14 protein-coding genes are annotated in these 16,886 nt (G+C 41.4%); 10 read left to right on the forward strand and 4 right to left on the reverse strand.

Features of this window, described 5'->3' with window-relative positions; all coding sequences use genetic code 11:
• The first annotated feature begins 81 nt into the window (after positions 1 to 81).
• The 3 genes from htpG to TY87_RS20335 all read left to right on the forward strand — a co-directional run bounded on the left by htpG (position 82) and on the right by TY87_RS20335 (position 3,733).
• Positions 82 to 2,010: a molecular chaperone HtpG gene (gene htpG, locus TY87_RS20325; RefSeq protein ID WP_100188457.1), complete on the forward strand. Its 1,929-nt coding sequence runs from the start codon at positions 82 to 84 to the stop codon at positions 2,008 to 2,010.
• A 167-nt stretch (positions 2,011 to 2,177) separates the two neighbouring features.
• Positions 2,178 to 3,017, forward strand: a complete 840-nt coding sequence (locus tag TY87_RS20330) for a DNA ligase (protein WP_100188458.1) — start codon at positions 2,178 to 2,180, stop codon at positions 3,015 to 3,017.
• 23 nt (positions 3,018 to 3,040) lie between these two features.
• Positions 3,041 to 3,733, forward strand: coding sequence for an alpha/beta fold hydrolase (locus tag TY87_RS20335; RefSeq protein WP_232617194.1), 693 nt, complete (start codon positions 3,041 to 3,043; stop codon positions 3,731 to 3,733).
• Between the two features lie 14 nt (positions 3,734 to 3,747).
• Here TY87_RS20335 and TY87_RS20340 read toward each other — a convergent pair whose 3' ends face one another.
• The 3 genes from TY87_RS20340 to TY87_RS20350 all read right to left on the reverse strand — a co-directional run bounded on the left by TY87_RS20340 (position 3,748) and on the right by TY87_RS20350 (position 5,833).
• Positions 3,748 to 4,062, reverse strand: a complete 315-nt coding sequence (locus tag TY87_RS20340) for an ArsR/SmtB family transcription factor (protein ID WP_048814012.1) — start codon at positions 4,060 to 4,062, stop codon at positions 3,748 to 3,750.
• 179 nt (positions 4,063 to 4,241) lie between these two features.
• Positions 4,242 to 5,057, reverse strand: a complete 816-nt coding sequence (gene xthA / locus TY87_RS20345; protein WP_100188459.1) for an exodeoxyribonuclease III — start codon at positions 5,055 to 5,057, stop codon at positions 4,242 to 4,244.
• 122 nt (positions 5,058 to 5,179) lie between these two features.
• The gene (locus tag TY87_RS20350) at positions 5,180 to 5,833 is read right to left on the reverse strand and encodes a hypothetical protein (RefSeq protein WP_100188460.1); all 654 of its coding nucleotides are present in this window, start codon (positions 5,831 to 5,833) and stop codon (positions 5,180 to 5,182) included.
• 142 nt (positions 5,834 to 5,975) lie between these two features.
• Here TY87_RS20350 and TY87_RS20355 point away from each other — a divergent pair, with 142 nt between their 5' ends.
• Positions 5,976 to 6,599, forward strand: coding sequence for a hypothetical protein (locus TY87_RS20355; protein WP_100188461.1), 624 nt, complete (start codon positions 5,976 to 5,978; stop codon positions 6,597 to 6,599).
• A 211-nt stretch (positions 6,600 to 6,810) separates the two neighbouring features.
• Positions 6,811 to 8,184: a glutathione-disulfide reductase gene (gorA, locus tag TY87_RS20360; RefSeq protein WP_100188462.1), complete on the forward strand. Its 1,374-nt coding sequence runs from the start codon at positions 6,811 to 6,813 to the stop codon at positions 8,182 to 8,184.
• Positions 8,185 to 8,331: 147 nt separating this feature from the next.
• Here gorA and TY87_RS20365 read toward each other — a convergent pair whose 3' ends face one another.
• Positions 8,332 to 9,981 carry a pectate lyase gene (locus tag TY87_RS20365; protein WP_232617195.1) on the reverse strand — a complete coding sequence of 550 codons (1,650 nt, stop codon included), beginning with the start codon at positions 9,979 to 9,981 and terminating at the stop codon, positions 8,332 to 8,334.
• 258 nt (positions 9,982 to 10,239) lie between these two features.
• On the opposite strand from TY87_RS20365, the gene TY87_RS20370 reads away from it, so the two are divergent.
• The 5 genes from TY87_RS20370 to TY87_RS20390 all read left to right on the forward strand — a co-directional run bounded on the left by TY87_RS20370 (position 10,240) and on the right by TY87_RS20390 (position 16,874).
• A complete protein-coding gene (locus TY87_RS20370) occupies positions 10,240 to 11,712 on the forward strand; it encodes an aminoacyl-histidine dipeptidase (RefSeq protein ID WP_100188464.1) in 1,473 nt (490 codons plus the stop codon).
• An 811-nt stretch (positions 11,713 to 12,523) separates the two neighbouring features.
• Positions 12,524 to 13,894: an ATP-dependent nuclease gene (locus TY87_RS20375; RefSeq protein ID WP_100188465.1), complete on the forward strand. Its 1,371-nt coding sequence runs from the start codon at positions 12,524 to 12,526 to the stop codon at positions 13,892 to 13,894.
• Positions 13,895 to 13,977: 83 nt separating this feature from the next.
• Complete coding sequence (locus TY87_RS20380) at positions 13,978 to 14,649, forward strand: hypothetical protein (RefSeq protein WP_100188466.1); 672 nt, start codon at positions 13,978 to 13,980, stop codon at positions 14,647 to 14,649.
• A 104-nt stretch (positions 14,650 to 14,753) separates the two neighbouring features.
• Positions 14,754 to 15,722: a hypothetical protein gene (locus TY87_RS20385; RefSeq protein WP_100188467.1), complete on the forward strand. Its 969-nt coding sequence runs from the start codon at positions 14,754 to 14,756 to the stop codon at positions 15,720 to 15,722.
• A 294-nt stretch (positions 15,723 to 16,016) separates the two neighbouring features.
• Positions 16,017 to 16,874: a 2Fe-2S iron-sulfur cluster-binding protein gene (locus tag TY87_RS20390; protein WP_100188468.1), complete on the forward strand. Its 858-nt coding sequence runs from the start codon at positions 16,017 to 16,019 to the stop codon at positions 16,872 to 16,874.
• The last annotated feature ends 12 nt before the right edge of the window (positions 16,875 to 16,886 follow it).

Genomic DNA, 16,886 nt, shown 5'->3' on the forward strand with positions numbered 1-16,886 from the left:
TTTATCTATGAGGCACAAGTGAAACGAAATACGCCTTTGGTTTTTGTCCGAAGGTTCATTCAAATAGGAGCAAGCTACAACATGGCAACTGATACTCAAAAAGAAACGTTAGGGTTTCAAACAGAAGTTAAACAACTACTGCATTTGATGATCCACTCTTTGTACTCCAACAAAGAGATCTTTCTACGAGAGCTTATTTCTAACGCATCCGATGCAGTAGATAAGCTTCGTTTTGAGTCTGTCGCTAACGCAGACCTTCTCGCAGAAGACCCAAACCTACGTGTTCGTATTGAATTTGATAAAGATACGAATACGGTTGTTATCGATGATAACGGTGTTGGTATGTCCCGTGAAGAAGCGATTACCAACCTTGGTACGATTGCAAAATCCGGTACTTCTTCTTTCCTAGAGCAATTGAGTGGCGATCAGAAAAAAGACAGTCAGTTAATTGGTCAATTTGGTGTTGGTTTTTATTCCGCTTTCATCGTTGCCGATAAAGTGACTGTAGAAACCCGTCGTGCGGGTGTTGCTGCTGACCAAGCAGTACGTTGGGTTTCTGATGGTTCTGGTGAATTCACTATTGAAAACATCGATAAAGAAACTCGCGGTACACGTATCACACTTCATCTTAAAGCAGACGAAAAAGATTTTGCTGATAACTTCCGTCTTCGTCATTTGGTCACTAAATACTCTGACCATATTTCTATTCCTGTGGAAATGGAAAAACCGGTTTATCCAGAAATGGACGAAGAGGGCAATCCTAAACCAGTTGATGAAAACAAAGCGCCAGAATACGAAGCGGTTAACTCTGCAAAAGCACTTTGGACTCGTCCACGTAATGAAGTAACGGACGAAGAATATCAAGAATTCTACAAGCACATTTCTCATGATTACCAAGAGCCTTTGAAGTGGTCTCACAACAAAGTTGAAGGTAAGTTGGAATACTCAAGCTTGTTGTATATTCCTTCTAAAGCACCTTACGATCTTTGGAATCGTGATATGCAACGCGGCCTGAAACTATACGTTCAGCGCGTGTTCATTATGGATGAAGCAGAAGCATTCCTACCGCCTTATATGCGTTTCGTAAAAGGTGTGGTGGATTCTAATGATTTGTCTTTGAACGTATCTCGTGAAATTTTGCAAAACGATCACGCGGTTGACTCTATGCGCTCAGCATTGACGAAACGTGTATTGGATATGCTAGGCAAAATGGCGAAGAACGAGCCAGAAGATTACCAAAAATTCTGGGATGAGTTCGGTAATGTCATCAAAGAAGGCCCAGCTGACGACATGGGCAACAAAGACAAAATCGCAGGCTTGTTGCGCTTTAGTTCAACACATACAGATGCAGCTGCACAAACTGTGTCTTTGGCTGATTACATCGAGCGCATGCAAGAAGGTCAAGATAAGATCTACTACATTTACGCCGAGAGCCACAATACAGCGAAAAACAGCCCGCATTTAGAAATCTTGCGTAAAAAAGGTTTTGAAGTCTTGTTGTTGAGCGATCGTATCGACGAATGGATGATGTCTTCTCTACAAGAGTTTGAAGGCAAATCTTTCCAAGACGTCACTAAAGGCAAGCTAGATTTAGCTGACCAAGAAAACGAAGAAGAGAAGAAAGAGAAAGAAGAAAAGGCTGAGAAAATGAAGCCACTTCTTGATCGTATGAAAGCCGTGTTAAATGAGAAAGTTGCTGGTGTTAACTCAACTGATCGATTAACTAACTCTCCTGCGTGCTTAGTGGTTGGTGAATACGATATGGGTCTGCAGATGCGCCGTTTGCTTGAGCAAGCTGGTCAGAAGCTTCCTGAGTCTAAACCGACATTGGAAGTGAACCCAGATCACCCAATCGTTGCTAAAATGGATACTGAAACCGATGAAGAGCGCTTTTCAGATATGGCTTGGTTGTTGTTTGAACAAGCAACTTTATCAGAAGGTGGTCAATTAGAAGACCCTGCGACCTTTGTCAGCCGCATGAATAAATTGATTGTTCAACTAAGTAAATAGAGTGATTTAAAAAAGTGATACCTAAGCCCATATTTGGTAACAAATATGGGCTTTTTTTATGCATAACTGTTTAGTTACGCAGTGCAAACGATTTGATTCTTTAAATCAAATCGTTTAGCTTAATTAAGTGCTATGGAATAGCGCTTTTATTGTCAAAGGAGTGAATAATGTTTCAAATAAAATGTTTGGCCGTATGGCTATGCTTGCTTCCCTTATTTCTTTTTGCACAACCTAATGTGCAATTGGCCAATGTGTTTTCCGAAGATGTTCATGTGAAAGAGTATCTTATTAGTGAAAAATACGATGGAATCCGTGCTATCTGGACGGGTGAAAAGCTAGTAACTCGTCAAGGAAATCCAATTTTTGCTCCTAAATGGTTTACTGATAAATTGCCACGAGTTTGGCTCGATGGAGAACTTTGGTCTACACATAATGATTTTTCTTTTATCATGTCGACTGTGAGGAAACAGACTCCAGTAGACAGCGAATGGCGTAAGATTTACTACATGGTGTTTGATGCGCCAGACAGAGAAAGAAACATGACCTTTGAAGAAAGGTATAAGCGTTATACTCGTCTATTGACGATTCTAGATCTTCCCCACGTTCGACCTGTTGAACAATTCTCTGTTCGTAATAACGAAGCGCTTCATAGTATGTTGGCTGCATATGTAAATAAAGGTGCAGAAGGTTTGATGCTGCATAGGAAGCTCGCCCGGTTTGAAAGGGGGCGTACTGATAACTTGCTTAAGTTAAAGCCTCACATGGAAGCGGATGCACAAGTTATTGAGATTCTTAACGGTTCAGGTAAATACGATGGCATGATGGGGTCTGTTTTAGTGGAAATGCCATCTGGTATTCGCTTTAAAATAGGCAGTGGCTTTTCAGATGAAGAGCGCAACTCTCCTCCAAATATAGGTGATAATGTCATTTATAAATATCATGGTTTTACTGAGCGAGGCATCCCTAGGTTTGCAAGCTTTCTAAGATTTCGTGATACACGATATTAATTTTCATTTGAAGAGAGCGTGTTTTGGTTACGAAAATTTATTGTTTGCCCGGTACTATGTGTGATGAGCGTCTTTGGAGTTTCACACAGAATACGCTAGGCGAGTCGCTACATTTGCAACATGTGCCAATACCTATGGAAGAGACAATCGAAGCCATAGTAGATGTTCTTGCAGAGATATTGCCAGAAAGTCCTATTAACTTACTTGGCTTTTCCATGGGTGGGTATTTGGTTTGCGCGTTTGCGTTGAAGTATCCAGAGCGTGTGAAGCGACTAATGGTTTTATCTAATACAGCAAGCGGCCTGCTAGCAACAGAACAGCAGCAACGTGAAGTTGCACTCAACTGGGTTCTGAAGCAAGGTTACAACGGTATACCAAAGAAAAAAGCTGCTGCTATGTTGGGACAGACTAATAAGGACAAAAGCGTGCTTGTTGATATTATTTTTGCAATGGATAAGGCACTGGGGGAAGCGGTATTTATTCAGCAATTAAAGAGTAGTTTGGTTCGGCCAGATCTATTGTTAATACTTGAAGAGGTCAAATTTCCACTATGTTTTGATGTAGGAAGCGAAGATCCTTTATTGTCGAGTGCAGTATTAGCAAAAATGAAAAGCTCAAAATGTTTTGATGTTAAAACTGTCGATAACTGCGGGCATATGTTGCCTTTAGAGCAGCCGGCCTTGCTGGCGGATTTACTGAAAGAGTTTTATCTATAAAACTCTTTTCTATTCTAAAGTGCCGGACAAAATAGGCCGTGAAGAGTTTTGATTAACTCTTTTACACGAGCGTCGCCAATGCTGTAAAAAATAGTTTGTGATTCGCGACGAGTATTAACTAGCCCATCTTTTCGCAACACTGCTAAGTGTTGAGATAGAGCGGATTGGCTTAATGGAAGCTTTTCATTTAAAGCAGTCACGGACAATTCTTGATCAAGTATGTGGCATAAAATCATCAGACGGTTTTCGTTGCTCAGTGCTTTTAGAAATGTAGCCGCTTGAGATGATTGTTGCAGCATATCTTCCATTGTAAGTGTTTCGTTTTTCATGGTCTTTTCTCGTTTCTAATACGGCAAATTACGTGCTGAGCTTTATAGTAAAAATAAAACCATCCACATTGTCTGTGGATAAGACTGGGACTAGTGGTGTTGAGTAGCAGCTCTTATCAAGTAAGACGGTCATTATATGGTTTTGTATAATAATTGCACAATGACCGCCTAGATGACTTTTATTCTCTCAGATTGAAGCTAGTCCAGATTGGTGCGTGATCTGAAGGCTTTTCTAGTGCACGCAAATCATAATCCACATCGGAATTTTCCAAGTAGGGCATTAGGCCATTGGAAGCCATAATCACGTCAATTCTTAAACCGCGTTTTGGTGTGTCTTCAAAGCCTTTTGAACGATAGTCAAACCAGCTAAAGCGATCATTTTTGGTAGGGTTAAGTTGACGATACGTATCCGTCAATCCCCAGTTTGCCAAAGTCGCAAACCATTCTCTTTCTTCAGGTAAGAAGCTACATTTGCCTGTTTTTAACCAACGTTTTGCATTTGGCTCCCCAATACCGATGTCTAAATCGGTTGGAGAAATATTGATGTCGCCCATCACGATGATTTTTTCATCAGAAGAGTAAGTCGCAAGATATTCCATTAAGTCCGCATAAAACTTTCGTTTCGCTGGAAACTTAGTTTCGTGGTCACGGCTTTCACCTTGAGGGAAGTAACCGTTCAATACTTTTACTGGACCTTGTGGTGTATCAAATGTCGCAATGATCATACGACGCTGAGCATCTTCATCATCACCTGGGAAACCGTATTCTACTTTAGTCGCTTCTTGCTTACTAAAAATGGCAACGCCGTAGTGTGATTTTTGTCCATAATAATAGGCGTGATAACCAACAGATTCAGGAATCTCGTGAGGGAAAGCGTCATCGTGTACCTTGATTTCTTGCAAGCCAATGACATCTGGCATGTGCTTTTCAACTAATGCTTCTATTTGATGTGGTCTAGCACGCAAACCATTGATATTAAAAGAGACAAATTTCATGTGAATGATTCCATAGCGAATTTTCTTAATGATACCCAGTTGCGTTGGTGGCATAAAGGGATTTACGCATTCATTGCTATAGATAGATCTATCTCTTGATATATCAAGCCTGTTTGTATTCTTCAGAAAAAGGCGATCATGATCCCTTTCACTAAAAAGCTACCAGGAATTATACCTAACGTTGAGTATGCAAAAAGGAAGCGTTGTTCCGAGTCTATTTTTCTCATTATTGCGAGTAAAAATAATATGGCAACTATGCTTAAGCTTAGTGCCATACCATAAAGGAATGAGCCACAGAAATGCGGTAAAGCTGCGAAGCCTAATGCAGCAATATTGATGTTCTGTAATTCTAGAGTCTCTTTATTGCTACGGAAAATAGCAGTTAGGGCAAGAATAATAGCGAGTCCATATAAAGCAATAACATAAGTAGGCCATTCATAGCTAAGTGGACCGTCTAGATGAAAAGTCGAGAAGCTGAAGTCGGTAAAAAAAGTCCATACTGTTTTTATGATGATACTGATAAAAAAAGCGACCAGAAAAAAAGCAAAAAGAGCAACAATCGCTCCACCACCAGTTGGTCCCGCTTTATATCCCTCCACGACTAAGATCGCCACACTCAATGCCGCACTTAGCTGTAACCAATGCCAATAATCGTCGGTAAAAAGAGGAATAGCGGTTAGTCCTGCCATGGCAATAATTAATTTATTACCGTCTTCTTTACGCAAGAAATAGAGCGCCATGATGACAACGTAAGTGAGGATGATGAAAACGAACATATCAATGACTTCCTTGTAGGACAATTCGTAGTAATTATTTTCGCAATAGTTATCGTATTATCTATTGCGCTTGATGATATCTTAGAGACTTAAAGCGTAACATTTTTTATTTAAAATACTTTCTTGTGAAAAGGACTTTTAGATGACGGATACAAAATCCATCGGAGCAATGAGCTATTTCCTGTCACCGGAAGCGAGACTTTCCATTATTATACCAGTCATCCTCTACAATATTGCATTTTGGAGTCTTGGTGCCGGTGCTGCCCTATTGCTAACTGCTTGTTACTCTGGTTTTCTAGAATTGTTATCTAAACAAGCTAAATCACTTTCCATTATTGCGCTTATCCTTATCTCTGGCAGTGCCCATTTTTTATATCTCAATGGTTTCACCTTCTTTGGAATTAAGCAGGAAAGTGTGTTTTTGTCGGTTGGTGGATCTATCACTGTCATCATAGTTTTTAGTTTTTATTCGTTGATAGGGCGACCAGTCGTGCGAACGCAGGCTGAAAATGCGCTTCCATCTTTGAAGCTGTCTCCCTTTTATGGCACTGCAAAATATGATCGAGTTTGGCAAGAGGTCTCTTTGGCATGGATTCTTACCTATGGTTTAAAAGGTGTTCTGGTTGTCATCTTGTCGAAAGATATGCCGCATTATAGCGATTTTACTGTGTTTTTCGGTGCATGGCCGCTTACTTTGTTGTTAATTATTTTTAGTTACTACTGGCCTAGCTTTCGTTGGTCATCGCTGAAAACAGAGACAAAATAGCTAAAGTAGACAGTTTTGATTTTATTAAAGAACGAGATTCTATTTTGGTTTCTGAATTAGGATAAATGTAAATTTAGCCTTGCTTAAATCTTGTAATTTCAATCTAGTATTTGTTTTATAGATCTTTGTTATTTGATCAGCCTTCTTCTAAGTGGACGAGACTGATAAACTGTTCTCATAATTACATCGTGAATAATTTTGGAGACTCAGAATGTCTTATCAGTACGATTTATTTGTTATTGGCGCCGGTTCTGGTGGCGTTCGTGCGAGCCGTGTTGCAGCATCTAAAGGTTATAAAGTCGCCGTTGCGGAAGGTAGTGCACTAGGCGGAACTTGTGTAAATGTTGGTTGTGTGCCTAAAAAGTTATTTGTTTATGGTTCTGAATATGGCCATGGTTTTGACGAAGCTGCAGGCTTTGGTTGGTCTCATCAAGGTGTTAAATTCAACTGGTCGGTTTTACGTGACAACAAGACCAAAGAAATTGAGCGTCTAAACGGCATTTACGGCAATTTACTCGGTAATGCTGGCGTGGAGCTAATTTCGGGTTATGCGAGCTTTGTCGATGAACACACTGTGATGGTAGATGGTAAAACCTACACTGCAGAGAGAATTCTAATCGCTGTTGGTGCTAAGCCTTTTATTCCTGAATTCAACGGCAGCGATTTAGTGGTTAGTTCTAACGAAATGTTCTTCCTAGACGAACTGCCTAAAAAAGCCCTTGTTGTTGGCGGCGGTTACATTGCCGTAGAGTTTGCAGGGATTTTGAATGGTTTGGGTGTTGAAACCAGTCTTGCTTATCGTGGTGATCAGCTACTTCGCGGTTTTGACCAAGACGTACGTGATTTTGCCAGTGAAGAATACAAAAAGTCAGGTATCGATGTGCGTTTGAATACAGACGTAGAGAGTGTTGAGCTTGCCGATACGACTAATTCAAACGGCGCTCGAACAGTGCATTTTAAAGATGGCCACTCGGAAGAATTCGGTTTGATTCTTTATGCAACGGGTCGTGTACCTAATGTTGCTTCTTTAGCGCTTGAAAAAGCGGGCATTAAAACCGGTAAAAATGGCGCAGTGATTATTGATAAGAATTTCACCACGTCTGCGAAAAGTGTTTTTGCCCTTGGGGACGTGACCGACAATATTCAGCTAACGCCTGTTGCTATCAAAGAAGCCATGGCGCTTATTGCTTACTGGTTCGATGGCAAAGAAGTGAATTTCGATTACGACAATATTCCAACTGCTGTCTTCAGCCAGCCAGCTATCGGTACTGTCGGATTAACCGAACAAGAAGCTGAAAAACGTGGTCTAGACTTCCGAGTTTATCAAACGGATTTTCGTCCAATGAAGCACACATTAAGCGGCGGCACATCACGTTCTTTGATGAAGCTATTGGTGAACAATGTGGACGACAAAGTCATTGGCGCACACATGGTGGGTGATTACTCTGGTGAGATTATTCAAGGCTTAGGTATTGCGATCAAAGCTGGTGCAACCAAAGCGGACTTCGACGATACTGTGGGTGTTCATCCAACAAGCGCAGAAGAATTTGTTACCTTCTCTGCTGCGTCTTTAAAGAAAAAATAAGACGAAAACACAAGCTCGGCCTTACTGGCTCAGTGCTATTGGCTCAGTTAATGAGCTTAACAAAGACGCCACGGTAAATATTATCGGGGCGTCTTTTTTTATTTTGGTTATCGCGTTTTTTTTTAACGTTGCTTGTCTTAATTCTGTTTATAGAGTGCAAGGGTAAATCGATTTTACATCCATGGTATTTTTGATACTGCCATCAGGCATCATCATATCTCCGTGAATATAACCGCCGCGACTGCGATAAATTGGCACCAATTCACGTTGACCTTGTTTCGCGGCAATAAGACTGAGTAGGGCGAGCGGTTCGATATCGTCGAATCGGCAGTGAATATGTTTGTGGCTAGCCGTAAAAAGCTCTCGGTTTGCACTGCGTTCAAATATGTTTTCTCCCAACTTTTCTGCAAGGGTTAAGTAGCTCGCGTTTTTAGTTGCTTGATACATTTCTAAGGTGGCAAATAGGAATAGTGGTTCGTCTGCCTTGGTTTGCAGATTGACGTTTGGTTCATCGTTTACCCAGTTGCCAAGATCAAAATGTTTTGCCATAGCGCAGACGGTAGCCCAAATGATATTGCTCTGGTTCCCAACCGAGCAGTTTTCTGTCCAGTTAGTGACGTAAGCAAGAAAAACATGAGAAGGAACAGGGCGACGAATAATTTCTACGCCCTTTTTACCATAATAACCGTAACGAGGAATCTGTTGTCCTGTTAGGTCTTTGCCATCGGCGAACATGGGCTTGATTTCATTTGTATTGGCATCGTAGGCGTAATACGCCCAAGCTTCCAAGCCTTCAGTCGTCCAATCTAATAGCTGTTTACCATCCTCACCAAGCTCTCTTGCGAGTAGCGTTTGCGCTAGACCGCAGTCCCCATAAATTCCTTCTGGCCCATTAAGAGCCTCTTCATCCATTTTGAACAATACCCAAGCTTCTTTCGCCACATCGCCGTATTCTGGGCCAAATTGTCGCTGCGCCCTGTCGCCCCAAAACGAGAAAGTGTATTGCGGATCATTTTCGTCTTCTGGCGCGTCGCCAGTTTTTAATGGGCGATTGTATTGGTAACAACCAAGCTTTGTGTCTGGATGGCGGCTGTTGACGTATTGACTCATTAAAAATTCTGCCCAAGAAAGGGCTTTTTCATCGCTGTCTAGCTTGTAGAGCATACCTGCGCTGAATACTAGATCGTTGCCGATATTGACGAAAGATAATCCTTTCATTTCACGTAGTGGTTCTAGGTGTCTGTTTTGTGGTTTGTCCCAAAAAGTTATTTCATCGAATTCTAATCCATAGCTGCCGTGGCGGGACATTTCCATATTGTCCCAGTTTGTCACATGACAATTCCAAATCGCCTTTATCATTCGGCTGGTGGCGTTTGGATTAGTTTCATACATAAGTTCATAAAACGGGCAATGGTGTTTGAGTTCGTGCACCATATTCTTATTTTCTGGCCCTACGGTATTTAGCGTTTTCAAATCAAGAAAAGAGTGACCGCCCCAACGAATAAGGCCACTTGAATCGGCATGATCAAAATGCCATTGGATCGCCTCTTGCGCGGCTTGTTTGTATTTTGGTTGATTGGTTAACGCGCTTAATCCATAAAAAAAGCGGAACAAATTTTGTTGGCTGGCAATATTGGACAGTTCCCATTCGGTACCGTCGGTATTTTTCCATGATACTGGCTTATTATTAAAAGTGTTGCAGCCATCAAAGAAAAGCGGCGTACCGTGATATGGATCGCGATAGTGTTCAAGAATGGTGTTGGCGTAGTGGGTTAGGTAATCCAGCATGTTTTGCATTGTGTTTATCCATGTTTTTATTCTTTCCCTCATCTTAAAGGAGATTTTTGTTTGTCACCAGAAATAATTAAAACGGCGTTTCATTTAATTTTCTGTGCCTGTTTAGCTTGCTAGATTTGTTAATTTTTATTAAGAATGATCTGTTAGTGCATGCGTTTTCTCTATCGGCTTAGTCTTAATTTCGATTGCCACAATTGGTGCTCTTCTTTAGTGTTGCTAGCATTCGCAACATGCCATGAAAAAATACAAGAGACCAAGATGAACGAAGTACTAACGACGTTACAACCAACCGCAATTTGGCGCCATTTCCAAACACTATGTAATACACCGCGCCCGTCATACTATGAAGCAGTATTAAGAGAACACTTGATTCAATGGGCGACCGATTTAGGTCATGAAACCTATGTGGATCCCGTCGGCAACTTGTTAATTCGCAAAGCCGCCAGCAAAGGGATGGAAGACAGAGAAACAGTCGTCTTACAAGGCCATTTGGACATGGTGGCGCAGAAGAATGCTGATATTGACCACGACTTCACTAGAGACCCGATTATCACGCAAGTGATCGATGGCTGGGTTCAAGCCACCGGAACAACGCTTGGTGCTGACAATGGCATTGGTGTGGCTGCTGCGATGGCGGTGTTGGAATCGACTGATTTAGCTCACGGGCCAATTGAAGCCTTGTTTACCATCGAAGAAGAAACCAGCTTACGTGGTGCATTGCAGCTTGAAGAGGGCATTCTAAAAGGTAAAATCTTATTGAACTTGGATTCAGAGGATCGCGGTGATGTGTACATTGGCTGTGCTGGTGGTATGGACATCAATGTGGCAAAACAATATCCCATTGTGGCGACTGGCAGTGATAAAAAAGCCTTCAAAATCACTGTGTCGGGCTTACGTGGCGGACATTCAGGTTTGGATATTCACAAAGGCCGCGCCAGTGCGAACGTGCTTATTGTGCGCTTGTTAAACCTTCTTAAAGAGCGCTGTGACTTTGGTTTAAGCTCGTTTACTGGTGGAACACTGCGCAACGCTATTTCTCGAGACGCGGTAGCGACGATTAATATAAGTGACAAAGACCAAGCCAAGTTATTTGCTTTTATCGAAGAGTTCGAAAAAGCCACTAAGGCAGAATTTATCACCACGGAAGCGAATTTGATGGTGACGTTAGAAACCGCTGAATTGGATACTGAACTGGAAGCAAACGATAAAGATGCCTTGTTAAATGCCATGTACTGCGCGCCTCATGGTGTTCATCGCATGAGTGCGGACTTGGAAGGCGTGACAGAAACCTCCTGTAACTTTGGCGTGATCAATCTACGCAACACAGAAGATGGCAAGAAAGCCTTTGATGCTTGCTTATTGGTACGTTCCCTTGTCGATTCTGCCGTGGAACACCTTGCTTACGTGGCAAAATCCGCATTTTCGTTAATCCAAGCTAATGTGAAATTAGAGAACGGCTACCCAGGCTGGCGTCCAGATCCAAATGCTGGCTTGCTAAAGCATTTCTTAACTGTTCACACTAACGTCATGGGTCACGAAGCCAATGTTAAAGTTATTCATGCGGGCTTAGAATGCGGCATCATCGGCGCGAAATACCCAGGCATGGAAATGGTCTCATTCGGCCCTAACATCCGCGGCGCGCATTCACCAACAGAACGCATGGAGATTGATTCCGTTGGGGATTTTTGGCGACTACTTGTGGCGTTGTTGGAATCCGTTCCAAAGGCTTAACTCTTCGGGCTTACGCACACAACTCGAACCGAGTGACATTCCCTTCGAAACTATCGCCTACCTCAGGTGAATGTCACTCTTATTCTCGTTACTAAGCCTAGTCGCGTCGAACTGACTTCTTTGTAACTAATGGTAGGGCGCGATGAGGGAGGCACGACCGTGATCCGCCGTTTTGGTCGTGCCAATTTTCTATAAATCACCTTGATATTTGCTTTAACTACGCCTGTTTGGAACATGATGCCGAACACATAACTCGAACCGAGTGACATTCCCTTTGAAACTACCGCCTACCTCAGGTGAATGTCACTCTTGTTCTCATTAATAAGACTCGTCGTGTCGTACTGACTTCTTCTTAGCTAATCGCAGGTCATCATTAGCGCAGCGTAATGTGCCGTTGAAAGCAAAGCTTTCATTTTCTATGGTGGGTCTCGCCTTTAGGCCGGCGCGGAATTTAGCTTTCATTCCAAGGCTTTTAATCCGTATTCACCAAACACACCAAGACAAATTAATATAGACTGTCCGGATATACAGTTTATTTTTAAAATGACTAATTATTGACACAGTTTGCTTAATAAATAATCACGGTATTGCGTGTTTTGGCTGGCAGTAAATGAAAAAGTCTCTTAATATCAATGAATAAGAATCCACTATTCAGAAATAACGCGCATGCTCGTTTATCCAGTTTTGCCTTTTGTTAGTATCTCTATTAATGGCTTTGGAGTCAGTTACTTATAGTTATGTTAAGAAGGTTTTAAATATGTGTAAACGCGCATGCGTACTATTAAACTGTTAGAGGCCATACGGAGCAAATATGCCCTTAGAAAAAATTGAAATTATCGGCTTCAGGGGGTTTAGCTCTAAGCAGTGTGTTTGTTTCTCAATCCCAAATGGAACATTGGGTAGCGGGCTAACAATAATAACTGGAGCCAATAATTCCGGTAAGTCATCTATTATAGAATGCCTAAAAGCTCGTGGTGGCTATCAGGCACCAAGTTTTACTGTTGGCGCAAGAAACTCGTCAGTTGATCGGGTCGACATCACGTACATTATTGATGGTAAAGAAGAAAGAATATCGTCTTTAAAAAAAGGCAGCAGTGAAACTAGAAAAGCGGAAGTAAATCACCAATTTCAGGTATTTGTATTGCCGTCAAGGCGAGCATTCGACCCATTTTTCGGCCGAGGAGCTAAAACGAGGGAGCAATATCTTAATAACACAGAGCTTCCTGCTCAACGCAGTTCTATGATGAATAACTTTCAATTCAGATTATTTAATATATTAGATAATCAAGAGGCTTTTAATAAAATACTGCATAAAGTACTACCATTTAAACCAGAGTGGTCGATTGACCAGTCTGACCAAGGGCAATATTTTCTAAAATTCTACAATGGTGATAACTCTCATACTAGTGATGGCATGGGAGAAGGTATTGTAAGTATATTTGCTATTGTTGATTCCCTGTATGATTCAAAACCTGGTGATGTCATTGTTATAGATGAGCCTGAGCTTTCACTTCATCCAGCCCTACAAAAGCGCGTGTTTGGATTATTAAACGAGTTTTCTAAAGATAGACAAATTATTATTTCGACCCACTCCCCCTATTTCGTTGACATCAAGTCAATTATTAATGGTTCGCAATTGGTTCGTGTCATTAATGATGGTAGTGGAACTGAGATTTATCAATTGTCACCTGAGGGCAGAAGGGTAATTGAAAAGTTAGCTAGCGGGAATTTATATAACCCGCATACATTTGGCTTAGATACAAGAGAGCTATTCTTTCAGGAGGACGGAATTATCGTAGTTGAAGGTCAAGAGGATGTTCTTTTATTTCCTGATATTGCGGAACAGTTAGAGCAAAATATAGCAGCCTCCTTCTTTGGATGGGGGGCTGGGGGAGCCTCGAATATAAGTTTTATTTGCTTCCTGCTACAAGATTTAGGTTTTAAAAAAGTAGCGGCAATACTCGATGGAGATAAGGCAGAAGAAGTTCCTAAACTTAAGGCTGAATTCCCAGACTTTCATTTTGTTCATATATGTGCAGACGATATACGAACCAAACAAGAAAGAAAAGCTACTCAAGCTGTAGATGGTCTTCTTGATAACAAGAGGGTCATCAAAAATGAGCACAGGGATCATACGTCACAGTTAATACTTGAGCTCAACAGTTACATGGAGAGCCTCTAACAAACGCAAGCACTCGGAACAATTTTCCGCTGCGCTTCAATTTGTCCGGTGTTGCGGGCGTTAGGCATCAAAAAGGAGAAATTTTGACTTCAATAATTTCGGTTGTACTAGGTGCTTTCCTAGGTTCGCTTATCAGCTTTATTGCATTCCACTATAAGGAAAGAAAAGCTGAAAAAGAAAAATTAAATCAATCTCTTTTCCGTTTGCTATCTGTTTGGCAAAATCTATCTATGTCACAGTTTATAGCGTCTGACTCATATGCTGAAGCTATTGTGGCTGGACTCAAGAGGAAGTATCCAAATGAAGCTATTCCAGATAACTTAGCTGTTGAGATATCAAAAGGAATCATGGAGTACGTCCCAATAGGTAAACAATCTGAGTTATATGATAAGTATCACGACTCAGTAGAGTCTCTCGCTCAGATTGATCCGATGCTTGCTTTCAAACTATCCAGCAACAGAGTCTTGGTTGAATATTTGAAGATCTTACATGACATCCCAACAGAGAGTGCAGAGGATCAAGCTTTTCTATCAAGCTTTAAATCATTTACTAATAAGGAATCACTATCGGACCTTGAACAAGATTTGTTAGTTGTTTCAAAACGAGTAAGTAGAGTTACATCCAAGGAAGTTAAACAAAAAATTGAAAAACTGCGGGAGCGTGTACGTAACATTCCTAAAAGTGACATCGATGAGTATATTAACTTGGTTGTAGTTCCAGTAATTGAAAAAGCTAAGCAGCAAGCAAATGCCTAACAAAGCATTTAAGAGTGATTCGCAACGCTTGGCAGTTTCGCTTCGCTCAAGTATAGCCAAGCGCCGCTCACACCTTAATGCGGCGTTAGCCTTCCCGGAGATTTATGAGTACCCCCTTAGTCTACATTGATCAAAACATCATAGGTCTCCAGTTGCTAGGACATATAAACCTTAGCAAAAGAGATGACATTAAATGGGTTTATTCGAAGGAACACTTTTCGGAAATCAAGCGAGCCGATAACCCAGAAAAATATTTAGATGTGCTAAATGAGATTGGCGCAATAATGCTGGATCTTGTACTTGATGAAAACTGGAAAATTACCGGTGAAGCAAGATTGATCGAAGATCTTACTCCATTTGAGAATTATCAGAACTATATTGAAGCAATAGGCGTTGTAGAATTCGACGAAACCATTTTTGATCCATTTCAAGTGTGGGTTAACGGCGGTGGAGATGAGGGTCCCTTAAAAGAACTTTCAGATAATTTAGCAGATCAAGTTTTACAACTAACATCTGATTTACCATATGACACAGCAGAGATGACTAACAAAATCGGCGCCATCAAACCAGAATTTGATGCGATGGTTGACAATATGATTTCGAACGGAAATGACATTAAAAAGACTAGAGCTGCATTTGGTGATGAAAAAGGGACTATTGGCGGCATCGCAGGAGAATATCAGATTGCACAAATTTGGGAGATAATATCTTCAACAATGGAAGGTTCTGGTATTAGCTGCGATCAGTTTTTTGGTTTTGATCCCCTTGATAAGCAAGGTTATGAGTCATGGCCCGTGTATCTTGGCATAATTGGATGCAATGCAGTTATGGATATATTGGGTTTTCAAGCGGAAAAGAAATGTAGAAAAATTAGTAAAATCCACAATGTGAGAAGTGATGCTAGTCATATCGGTATGGGAGCATACTGCTCTGCAATATTGTCAGAGGATAGGAGACTAGTGAAAAGAGCAAAAGCGATCTATGAATACAAAGACATAGGTACTTCATCGATATTGATAGAGAAAAAGGCTAACAAGTCAATCCAGCCGACCGCTAACGCGTCGGCTGACTGAGGCGTAAAAAGAATAACCTTACTCTATTCGCAGTGTTAAGTTTGGCTGTTAAAGCAGCCAAACATCATTCATAAGGTAAACTTCCCCTTAAACAAAGTGAAATGAACTTCCGACGAGGTAGGCGATAGTTTCGAAGAAGGAATGTCATTTCACTTTGTCGTTGCCAAATAAGCTGATATTACAAACCGAACCCAAGGCAATGCTTCCAATAAGTATTGCCTTTTCTTTTTTGGAATGGGTGCAAGGTCAGCGGGTTAGAATATGTCATAATAGCCCAATCGAAGATGAGGTTGGATGATGGATTCGCAGGCGCTGACGATAGAATTGGATGATGAGCAGTTTGAGGCGGTTTTGGGCGATAATTTGTTGTCGTCATTGCTTTCTCAGGGTGCGGATGTTCGTTACGGTTGTCGTGCTGGGGCTTGTGGTGCGTGTCGTCTTTATGATGCGAGCAATTGCGAGTCGATTCTTTCTTGCCAAACGACGGTTGCTTCGGCGATGTCTTTGACTCGGCAAACGCCGGCTGAGTCTTCCGTTTTTTCTGTTTTAAGAAAGATTCCACTTGATGAAGTATCGATTGAGTTGACTCTCTTAGGGCCAAGTGACGAATCCTTCGGTGATCGCGTTTTGGTGTCTTTTCCCTTTGAAAAATTATCTGATGAGCAAGCTCATTTCTACGAATGTATGGCATTGAATCCTGCCGGAGCGCCTTTAAAAGTCGTACTGCACAAAAAGTATCTTTCCGCTGGGGATTGGTTACGAGCCTTGGCGCTTTCGTCTAATGACAAGCTAGATGTTCAATTATCAACGGGCGTTAGAAAAGGGCGCTTGTTGTTCGAAATGGACATTGCCGATTCGCCAGTGGTGGTTATTTCCTCTCCTGAAAATGGGATTTTTGAATCTTATTGGCGTGAAGCTTTATTGGATTATACGCCAATGTTTCTCGGGCATTTTGTTTTGTATGCGAATAATGATCTGACGCTTAGTTTGGCGGATGATGCGCTTATGGCTTTTCTTCAAGAGGCGTTGGCGAATTCTGGCAGCACATCTCTACAACTTATTTATCATGGTCAAAACGTGTCAGCGAAGGATTGGAGTAAGTTATTACGTCCTTTGCGGATTCATCCGAATCAGCTGCATTTTGTTCGGTAACTTGGCCTATTT

Source organism: Marinomonas sp. BSi20584 (genome assembly GCF_002792415.1).
GTDB classification, from domain to species: Bacteria; Pseudomonadota; Gammaproteobacteria; order Pseudomonadales; family Marinomonadaceae; genus Marinomonas; species Marinomonas polaris.